Genomic DNA, 513 nt, shown 5'->3' with positions numbered 1-513 from the left:
TAGCCTATTATGCCGGGCTTCGTATTGGAGAAGCCTGCGGTTTGGCATGGCAGGACGTAAATCTGGAAGAACAATGCCTTACCATAAGACGCAGCATCCGATATGATGGCTCAAAGCGCAAATATATCATCGGACCAACCAAGCGGAAAAAAGTAAGGGTTGTTGATTTTGGAGATACACTGGTAGAGATTTTCCGTAATGCCCGGAAAGAGCAGTTAAAAAATCGAATGCAGTACGGAGAACTTTATCACACGAACTACTACAAAGAGGTCAAAGAGAAAAACAGAGTGTACTACGAATATTATTGTTTAGACAGAACAGAGGAAGTCCCGACAGATTATAAAGAAATTTCTTTCGTCTGTTTAAGACCGGATGGTTGTTTGGAACTTCCAACTACTTTGGGGACTGTTTGCAGAAAGGTGGCAAAAACATTAGAGGGATTTGAAGGCTTTCATTTCCACCAGTTACGTCACACCTATACAAGCAACCTTTTAGCAAATGGAGCAGCCCCAA

At 42.3% G+C, this 513-nt stretch carries 1 protein-coding gene; it reads left to right on the top strand.

The features are described from left to right. Window positions 1-513, top strand: a 513-nt coding sequence (locus tag DXB52_RS16025; RefSeq protein WP_147343409.1) for a tyrosine-type recombinase/integrase, incomplete at both ends; no start/stop codon positions are given.

It is taken from the genome of Ruminococcus sp. OM04-4AA (assembly GCF_003462585.1).
Lineage (GTDB): Bacteria > Bacillota > Clostridia > Lachnospirales > Lachnospiraceae > Mediterraneibacter > Mediterraneibacter faecis.
This window is presented reverse-complemented; position numbering and strand designations above follow the sequence as displayed.